This is a genomic window from Sphingobacterium sp. IITKGP-BTPF85, assembly GCF_001006065.1.
Taxonomy (GTDB): domain Bacteria; phylum Bacteroidota; class Bacteroidia; order Sphingobacteriales; family Sphingobacteriaceae; genus Sphingobacterium; species Sphingobacterium anhuiense.
Window position 1 is genome coordinate 21332 of record NZ_ASZT02000059.1, and the last position, 8568, is coordinate 29899.

The following is an 8568-nucleotide window of genomic DNA, read 5'->3' on the forward strand; positions in this document are numbered from 1 at the left end:
CATATATTTATTAATAAATGAAACCACAACTACTAAAAGTCAATAATAGTAACGTACAGTCATTCAGCGTGAGGAACGATATTATTCCACAAAATCATAATATTTGGCACTACCATGAAGAGCTTGAATTAATTCATTTCGGAAAGGGATCGGGAACCCAATTTATTGGTGACAGTATTAAAAATTTTACAAATGGTGATATTGTATTGGTTGGATCTAACTTACCTCATTATTGGCTATTTGACTCCTGCTATTTAGATGATAACTGTCCCGAACCTGCGGACATTAGAGTTTCCCATTTTAAAGAAAATTTTCTTGGCGACGCTTTCTTTAATCTGCCGGAAAATTACAAATTAAAGAATTTATTAAAAAAATCTAAAAGGGGAATTCAGTTAAATAAATCAATTTTGCAATTAGCTAAATCTCTAATAGAAAAGGTTTTAAACAATAACAACTCAACTAAAATAATAGCACTAATAGAAGTCTTAACTTTAATAGCAGAATCTGAAGCCTATACTTTGTTGTCCAGTGAAAATTATCCGATTGACAGTCAAGATCTAGATTTCAGAAGAATGACTGTTATCATGGATTATATTACACAAAATTACAAATCACAAATCAAGTTAGAAGATATTGCGACATTAACTGGAATGACTACAAACTCGTTTTGTCGCTACTTTAAAGCTAAATCTGGAAAAACTCTATTTCAATATCTTATCGAAATACGTATTGGGCATGCCTGTAAATTGTTAGCAGAACGTAAATATAATGTGAAACAAATTTGCTTCGAATGTGGTTTTCAAAACTTTGTCAGTTTTCACAAATATTTCAAAGAAGCGACAGGATTTACTCCATTACAATATCAAAAAGGAATTGCACATCTATTTTAAAGAACAAAGACAAGCTTTCCTGTAAAGTCACCAGAATCTAACAATGCATGGGCAGCAGAAGCCTCTTCCAATTGAAAGGTCTTGTAAATATTTGCTTTAAAAACACCTGGTTTGATTAGAGGTAAGATCTGTTTATTTATGTCATCGCGCACATTTTTTTTAAATAAAATAGATCTACTTCTTAAAAGACTACCTGATAGGTAGATTCGTTTTTGCATCAATTTAAAAAGATTTAATTCTACTTTAGCACCTTTCATTGCGTTAATGTAGATCAGATGACCATCCGGTTTCAATACTTCAAGGTTCTTTGCAAAATAATCGCCTCCTATACTGTCAAGTATAACATCAATTTTATTGTCTCCAATAATCTCCATAAAGTCCTGCTCCTTATAATTAATGATCACTGACGCTCCCAATTCTTTACAGTAAGTAGCTTTGTCACCCGATCCCACTGTTGTATACACTTTTGCTCCTGCAAGCTTTGCTAACTGAATTGCCATTGATCCAATACCTCCACTTCCACCATGAACTAAAAAGCTATTGCCATATTTTAGTTCCCCTCTTTGAAAGACATTGTGGTACACGGTAAACAATGTTTCTGGTAAAGCGGCAGCTTCTTCATAAGTCAATCCTTTAGGTATAAGCAGGCACTGTCCCTGATCAACAGCGACATATTCTGCGTATCCTCCACCAGATAAAAGAGCACAGACCTGATCACCAATTTCCATTCATCTACCAACTCACCAATGGATACAATTTCTCCCGAAATCTCAAGACCAGGAATATCAGCGGGGGCACCTTCAGGGGCCGCATAATTTCCCTTCCGCTGAAACACATCTGGCCTATTCATACCTGCTGCTTTTACAGCAATCAACACTTGATGCCCAGTACAAGTTGGTGTATCCACCTCCTTTATCTTCAAAACTTCAGGTCCACCAAATTTTGTTATAACAACTGCTTTCATTATGATTTTTTAGGATATTTTTGTAAACGGAAATTTAAAGAGACCATAAAATAGCGAGATAACCTTTCATTTTGAACGTCAAATATATCATTTCCTATTACATCTCTGGTAATACCTGAATTTTGATTTAGTAAATCAAAGCCCTGAATCCGTAACATTGCTAAATTATTACGCATAAAAGTATATTCAAAATATGCATTAATAATTGTGGGATTTATATTTGTCCATGATGATGATGAATATCCCGAATTTAACCTTTGCGATACCTCTACACCAAAAGATCCATGCGCGCTCACATAATATTTGGATCCCAAACCAAGCACACCGGTATGCGCCACAATTTGATCATTATAAGGTCGTTTATAGGTAGCTTTGTTTAATGCGTAATTTCCATTAAGTTCAGCTTCAAATACATCATTAAACATGTACCTGAATTGTAGAGACTGCGAATATAAAAAATGTCCACCGTCATTACGAATGTCATTAATGTAAGTGACATTATTATAAAAATCAGCATTGCCATTCAAACTCATCTGTATATTATCGTTAAACAAAGCTGCAGTAAATAAGTAGTATGCCTTGATATCATAATAACCCGATGTATTTAAGAAGGTAGTTTTTTGTATTGTTGAATTAGGAATAGTAGTCCGATTAGAGACAATTTTATTTGAAATAAAATTATAAGCAATACTACTTTCAAAATATTGTCCCCTTTTTACAATTGATTTTCGATATTTAGCCAAGATACGGTTAGCGAATTCTGCTTGTAATTCTGGATTTCCTTGTATAATATTTTGTGAATTTGTATTATCCAATATTGGCTGAATCTGATAGAAATTAGGTTGATTATTTTTACCTAAGTAATCAATTGACAAATCAGAATTCTCATTAAATTTCCATTTGACCCCCGCTGCTGGTATAAGATTTACATTACTATAAGATGTTTGAATTGATTTATCTTTAGAAAAACCTTTAAGTTCTGTTGGTTGAACCGCAAATCCGATATTATATTTAAATTTATTGAATATATCCTGTTGATATTTCATGCAACTCTATTGGATGAAAAAGCATAATCGTAACTTAAACTAAGAGAATCAACTCGACCAAAATCTACCAATTCATTATTTCGTTCATGAACTAACCGCCTTGCATCAATTGAGGTGTAACTAAAGTCATAATTCAATTCTAATACTCCGCCCTTGTCCACTGGCTCTATAATAGATAGCGAACTTTTAATATCTTGATTTTTGTTTTCACTTTTCACAAATTGATTTAAGAAACTATCCTTAATTTGCACTTGATTAAACGCACTATCTATAATCTTATTCCGGTCAACTATATCCTCTTTTTTATCGACTGAATTATATCCCAGATGTAAATTGTACACTAATTTCCGTCCTGGCTTCTTAAAACTTTTGGCATATAAGATGTCTACTTCAGCATTTGGACTCGTACTACTGTTGTCAGAAGCATATTCCCCATCGTTTGTGATCTGTCTATTCTTAATATATCGATCTCTAGATTCATTACCTTTCGATTTATTCCATGAAAAAGTTGGAGATATTTTTAAAAGATCTGAATCAGATAATTTTATATCAAACCCCCAATTCATATGATGCGCATTATCAACAGTCTTTGTTACATAATCCTCTTGGTTGGTTATAATGTTATTACCATATACAGACTGTAGATAGGAATTCCCCCTCGTCGTATTCTTTGTATTTGTATAGCTGTAACGTCCAAAAGCACTAATTTTATCATTCAAATTAGTGGAAAAACTTGTTCCCAAGGACCCAATAGCATTAAAACCATCAGTAGGGTCGGCAAAGTCTGCCAATTCGCCCATTACACGATCCCTGGAACCTCCTCCATTTGGAGAACCGAAAGAAAAAAGATTCGTATTTGTATTATTAACAGATCCTACAAAAGATAGTTCCTGACCATCATTGAATTTATTGAGGCCTGCACTCGCGAGGTATCGTTCTTGATCACCTAAACCACCTGTAACCTGTCCAAAACTTATTTTTTTCTTGTCATCTTTCAAAACAATATTTAGAATTTTCTCAGACTCACCAGTTTTTGTTCCCTTAGCACTTGCTTCATCTCCGAAAAAATCAATAACCTGAATATTTTTAATAAAATCCGCAGGAAGATTTCGAGTAGCGGTAAGCACATCTCCTCCAAAGAATTTTTTACCATCTACTTGTACAGAAGTAATCGGTTTACCAAAAGCATATACAGAGCCATCACGAGAAACCTGGAAGTTCGGTAATTGTTTAAGCGCATCCTCCAGCAGTGTGCGTCGATCAAACTGGAAAGCTCCCATATTAAATTGAACCGTATCCTCTTTGAAGACGATTGGTTTATATTTCTTAATAACAATTTCTTTGAGCACTGAAACCTGTGGTTTTAAAACAACAGTCTCCGCAATAACACGATCTGTTGTATTATACTGAGGGTAAGAACGATCAACAATCTGTAAGCCTAAAGAACTGTAGTTTAAACGGATATTACTTCCTTTAATTTGGTAAAATTTGTAGAAACCTGTTTTGGAAGAAATTGCCATGACGGTATCCAAAGAAGTTGTCAGACGCACATTGACGCCAGCAAGCGGTTGCCCATCGATATCCACAACAAATCCGTACACCTCCTTTTTCTGGAGTTGGGCTTGTGCATTACCCACAACAAAAAAGAAGACGATAAGAAAGATGACCCTATGAGTATTTCCTGATATTTCGAATTTATCCGACATCAAAACAACTTATTCTATTTGTATCTCAATATACATAATAATTTACACAACCATAACGCAAAATAATGAATAGTTGTATATAAAAAAGGCGGCTTATTTGAAATAAGTCGCCTTTCATTTTATTTATAAGAATAAATTAATTATTCACCAGCAAAAGTAACTTTAAGTAAGTGTTTATCAATTTCCCAACGTCCAGTACCATCTTCTCCAATTACATCAAATAATTCTAAGATTCTTCTCGCAACAAATTCCTCTTCAACTTGCTCTGCTAAGAACCATTGTAAAAAGTTAAATGTTACGTAATCTTTAGCTTTCATACATTTGTCTGCGATGTTGTTAAATTGTTCAGTAACGAACATCTCTTGTTCCAATGCTGATTCGAAAATCCCACGGAATGAATCAAAATCTGAAGGAATACCTGTTACTTCTGGTGAAATAGCACGACCGCCTCTATTGTTAATATAATTGAAGATTTTCAACATATGCTCACGCTCTTCATTGGACTGTTTAGCAAAAAAATCTGCTGCATTCTCCAAACCTTGATCATCACACCAAGATGACATCGCTAAGTATAGTGAAGAAGAATGTGCTTCAACTTTAATTTGAGCATTTAATATATTTTCGATCTCTTCTGTTAAAGAAGATTTTAATTTTAATAAATCTTTCATATCTGTAAGTTTTAATACTAATTATAATAATCAAGTTTCAAATACTTGACTTACTTGAACACTACAAATATAGGGGACATTACAGATTTTTGTATAAAAAATTTGCAATACGAATTCAGTCTAAATTAGCGGAAAAAAGGTTAAACTGTTTAGAATCAGTATAATTACAAAGAATGGAAAATTAAGCTAACACAGTAATCTGAGAACTACGTAAACAAGCCTTAACAATACTATTTAATTCGATCATAAATTTAGCTCCATCTAACAAATCTCTTAAATTCAAAACATCTTGAACTGCCAGGAGAAAGCAACGTTCTGTTCGAAAAGGCATTACCAATGTAAAATCCGCAGAACGTGCAGTGTCTGTTAGCATTTTCTCGACATCAATATTATCTATTGATTTCTTAAATTTAAAAAAGTCTGACACCGAAAAAGATGTCGTTGAACCCGCAAATTCCATCCAATAGCAGTTTTTACGACTACACTGATATATGGCACCAGTTTCAGTTTTAAAGACCTCTTCTACATTTGTTAATGGACAGATTTTGTTTGACATTTCTTAATTCATTATGATGAAGCAAAAATAATCATTATTTATAATCAATCCAAGTAAGTTTTAAATTATTTTGAACAATTATAAATAGTTGTCTTTAGCATAAAAAGAAGCCCAGATGCGCATTGTTAACTCCTTGTTTTACACAAAAAAAGACTAATCATAATGATTAGTCTTTCATTTATTAAACTATTATATACTAATATTCTTCTTCTTCAGTCGTCAAGATCTCTTTATGATTACTGGCCTGTGTTTTAGTTTTGGTCTTATGTTTATTAATCTGTCTCCTTAAGGATTCTACTGCAATATCAGTTGCTTCTTCAAAACTCTTAGCTTGTCCTTTTGCAAAAAGTTGACTCCCTGGTATATTTATTTTAATTTCCGATACCTTATTAGATTCATCATCTACATTTTCTAAACGTAAATAGCATTCTCCACCAATGATTGAGTCTAAAAACTGATTCAATTTACCTGTTTTTCTTCGGATAAACTCAATTAGCTTTTGATCAGCATTAAATTTAATTGATTGCACAGTAATGTTCATTTTTCCTCCTTTTTTTAAGCTTTTGGATGAGCTTGTTTATAAATAGACTTTAACCGCTCCGCAGAATTATGCGTGTAGACTTGTGTTGCCGCAAGCCCCGCATGCCCGAGGAGCTCCTTTATTGCATTAAGATCTGCACCATTGTCCAATAATGCTGTCGCGAAAGTATGTCGCAAAATATGCGGACTTCTCTTCTGTTGTGAAGAAACCATCGACAGACATTTATGCACAATTCTATAGATCAATTTCTCGTAGGCCGGTTTTCCCTCTTTAGTAACGATTAAGAAACTTGATTTATTATTTTCAATGTATAAACTTTTAGCGTGTAAATAAAGCTGTAGCTCTTTTATTAATGTCCCATTAATAGGAACTAACCTTTCCTTACTCCTTTTACCGAATATAAGAATATTTTTGTTATAATAATCAATATCTCTATCCTGAATTTGTAATAATTCTGCAAGTCGAATACCTGTACCAAATAAAAGTTCCATCACCAATTTATTTCGACGACTTTCAAAATCATGCACGTTCTCTTCTAAGTGGTCCAGCAACAACATCAATTTATCCTTCTCAACTACCACTGGTAACTTCTTAGGCATTTTCAGAGCTTTCACTTGTATCGGATTATCTTTCACAATATCCTCTCGCTGTAAGAACTTATAATAAGTCCGTAATGCCGAGATGCTTCGATTCACTGTCGTAGCCGATTTATTCGCTTCTGTCATCATGGCGAAATAATGACGCATATCACGATGGCCAACCTCTTCGAATGGAAGATGTTCATTCTCTAGAAACACTAAAAACAGACTAATTTCATGTAAATAAGCTATTAAAGTGTGTTTAGAGTAGCGCCTTTCATATTGAAGATACCGTTCAAACTCTTTTATATACATAATCCATTCTATTTGTAACTAATTTACCGAATTAAAGCGCATAAAAAAAGGGAAAAGTAAACTTTTCCCTTTTTTATATCTTTTTAGAAACCTTAGATTGAAACCTCTTGGTTTAATCCTTGTTTGTAGATCGCTTTCTTAACTTGAATACGACGAGTTACAGATCTCTTTTCATAAGCTTGACGAGAACGTAGTTCTCTTAAAACTCCTGTTTTTTCGAATTTCTTCTTGAAACGTTTTAATGCTCTATCTAAAGATTCTCCTTCTTTTACATTTACGATAATCATGCTCTGTATATACCTCCTTTCGTAGCCTTTTAATTTTTAAAGTGATGCAAAGGTACAATTATGATTGAGATATACAAAAAGAATCTCACTAATTTTTCAATAAGCCTTCACGATAAATTAAATCATATAAGGTATCAGGTTTAGTGAGCAAATAAGTTTTTAATCCCAATTCACTCGCAGTCTTTAAATGCTGTGGACTGTCATCTATAAAAACCGTCTCATCGGGGACCAAACCATTTTCCTTTAATACAAATTGGAAAATCTCAATATTGGGTTTACGCATACCCATTAAATGTGAATAATAGTCTTTTTCAAAAAAAGCTGTATTATCATCGAGGTCAAAATTATTTTTTAAATAATCCATAATCCAACCATAATGAATTTCGTTATTATTGCTCAATAAAAATAATCGATATTCATTTTTAAGATCGAGCAATAATTCATGATTTCCATCCATCACACCAATTAACATGGCATTCCATGCAGCATCTATTTGTGTATCCGTCAAAGAATATATACCGGAAATTTCACGAATTCCATCTCGAAATGCTTTTGCGGGAATTTTTCCTTGTTCAAAATCATCAAAAAGTTTTGTTTGTGCTCGGTGACCATAATAATCTCGTACATTTTTGATTCCCAACTCACTAAAGGCAGACTCCATCCTCAAAAGTCGATCATAAAGATCACATCTCCATAATCGAGGATAATATTTTTAATTTTTTTCATCTTTTTATTTTGAAATATCAATACAAATATCAATATTTGCATCGTCAAAACGCGGTAAACGTTACATTTTGACAAAATATAATAACCGCTCCTATAGCTCAGTTGGTTAGAGTAGAAGACTCATAATCTTTGGTCACTGGTTCGAGCCCAGTTGGGAGCACTGCTTAGAAAGCCTTACTTTTAGTGAGGCTTTTTCTGTTCAACCTATTCATCTCATTTCTCTAAAAGCAAATATACAGGACTAAGATTGTTATCAAAAAATATTGAGTAAAATTAGATATGTTGAATAAA

11 protein-coding genes and 1 tRNA gene are annotated in these 8568 nt (G+C 33.2%); 2 read left to right on the forward strand and 10 right to left on the reverse strand.

The window, feature by feature from the left end; translation table 11 throughout:
* Positions 1 to 17: 17 nt before the first annotated feature.
* Positions 18 to 890, forward strand: a complete 873-nt coding sequence (locus L950_RS12910; RefSeq protein WP_021190394.1) for an AraC family transcriptional regulator — start codon at positions 18 to 20, stop codon at positions 888 to 890.
* Here L950_RS12910 and L950_RS12915 read toward each other — a convergent pair.
* From L950_RS12915 to L950_RS12950, 10 genes are all read right to left on the reverse strand, one after another.
* A complete protein-coding gene (locus L950_RS12915; RefSeq protein WP_231577236.1) occupies positions 887 to 1618 on the reverse strand; it encodes an NAD(P)H-quinone oxidoreductase in 732 nt (243 codons plus the stop codon). The genes L950_RS12910 and L950_RS12915 overlap by 4 nt on opposite strands.
* Positions 1516 to 1854, reverse strand: coding sequence for an alcohol dehydrogenase catalytic domain-containing protein (locus L950_RS33170; RefSeq protein ID WP_231577237.1), 339 nt, complete (start codon positions 1852 to 1854; stop codon positions 1516 to 1518). The genes L950_RS12915 and L950_RS33170 overlap by 103 nt, the downstream gene beginning before the upstream one ends.
* A complete protein-coding gene (locus L950_RS33175) occupies positions 1854 to 2900 on the reverse strand; it encodes an outer membrane beta-barrel protein (protein WP_231577238.1) in 1047 nt (348 codons plus the stop codon). The genes L950_RS33170 and L950_RS33175 overlap by 1 nt, the downstream gene beginning before the upstream one ends.
* Positions 2897 to 4606 (reverse strand): TonB-dependent receptor, encoded by a 1710-nt coding sequence (locus tag L950_RS33180; RefSeq protein ID WP_231577239.1) that lies wholly within the window; start codon positions 4604 to 4606, stop codon positions 2897 to 2899. The genes L950_RS33175 and L950_RS33180 overlap by 4 nt, the downstream gene beginning before the upstream one ends.
* A 140-nt stretch (positions 4607 to 4746) precedes the next feature.
* Positions 4747 to 5274: a ferritin gene (locus L950_RS12925; protein WP_021190395.1), complete on the reverse strand. Its 528-nt coding sequence runs from the start codon at positions 5272 to 5274 to the stop codon at positions 4747 to 4749.
* A gap of 181 nt (positions 5275 to 5455) precedes the next feature.
* Entirely contained in the window at positions 5456 to 5830 is a 375-nt protein-coding gene (locus L950_RS12930; RefSeq protein WP_021190396.1) for a DUF6686 family protein, read from the reverse strand.
* A 196-nt stretch (positions 5831 to 6026) separates the two neighbouring features.
* Entirely contained in the window at positions 6027 to 6371 is a 345-nt protein-coding gene (hpf, locus tag L950_RS12935) for a ribosome hibernation-promoting factor, HPF/YfiA family (RefSeq protein WP_021190397.1), read from the reverse strand.
* Positions 6372 to 6385: 14 nt separating this feature from the next.
* The gene (locus tag L950_RS12940; protein ID WP_021190398.1) at positions 6386 to 7264 is read right to left on the reverse strand and encodes a tyrosine-type recombinase/integrase; all 879 of its coding nucleotides are present in this window, start codon (positions 7262 to 7264) and stop codon (positions 6386 to 6388) included.
* Positions 7265 to 7356: 92 nt separating this feature from the next.
* On the reverse strand, positions 7357 to 7551 hold the full coding sequence (gene rpsU / locus L950_RS12945; RefSeq protein WP_021190399.1) for a 30S ribosomal protein S21: 195 nt from the start codon (positions 7549 to 7551) through the stop codon (positions 7357 to 7359).
* Positions 7552 to 7639: 88 nt separating this feature from the next.
* Positions 7640 to 8212 carry an HAD-IA family hydrolase gene (locus tag L950_RS12950; RefSeq protein ID WP_021190400.1) on the reverse strand — a complete coding sequence of 191 codons (573 nt, stop codon included), beginning with the start codon at positions 8210 to 8212 and terminating at the stop codon, positions 7640 to 7642.
* A gap of 152 nt (positions 8213 to 8364) precedes the next feature.
* Here L950_RS12950 and L950_RS12955 point away from each other — a divergent pair.
* A tRNA-Ile gene (locus L950_RS12955) sits at positions 8365 to 8437 on the forward strand.
* The last annotated feature ends 131 nt before the right edge of the window (positions 8438 to 8568 follow it).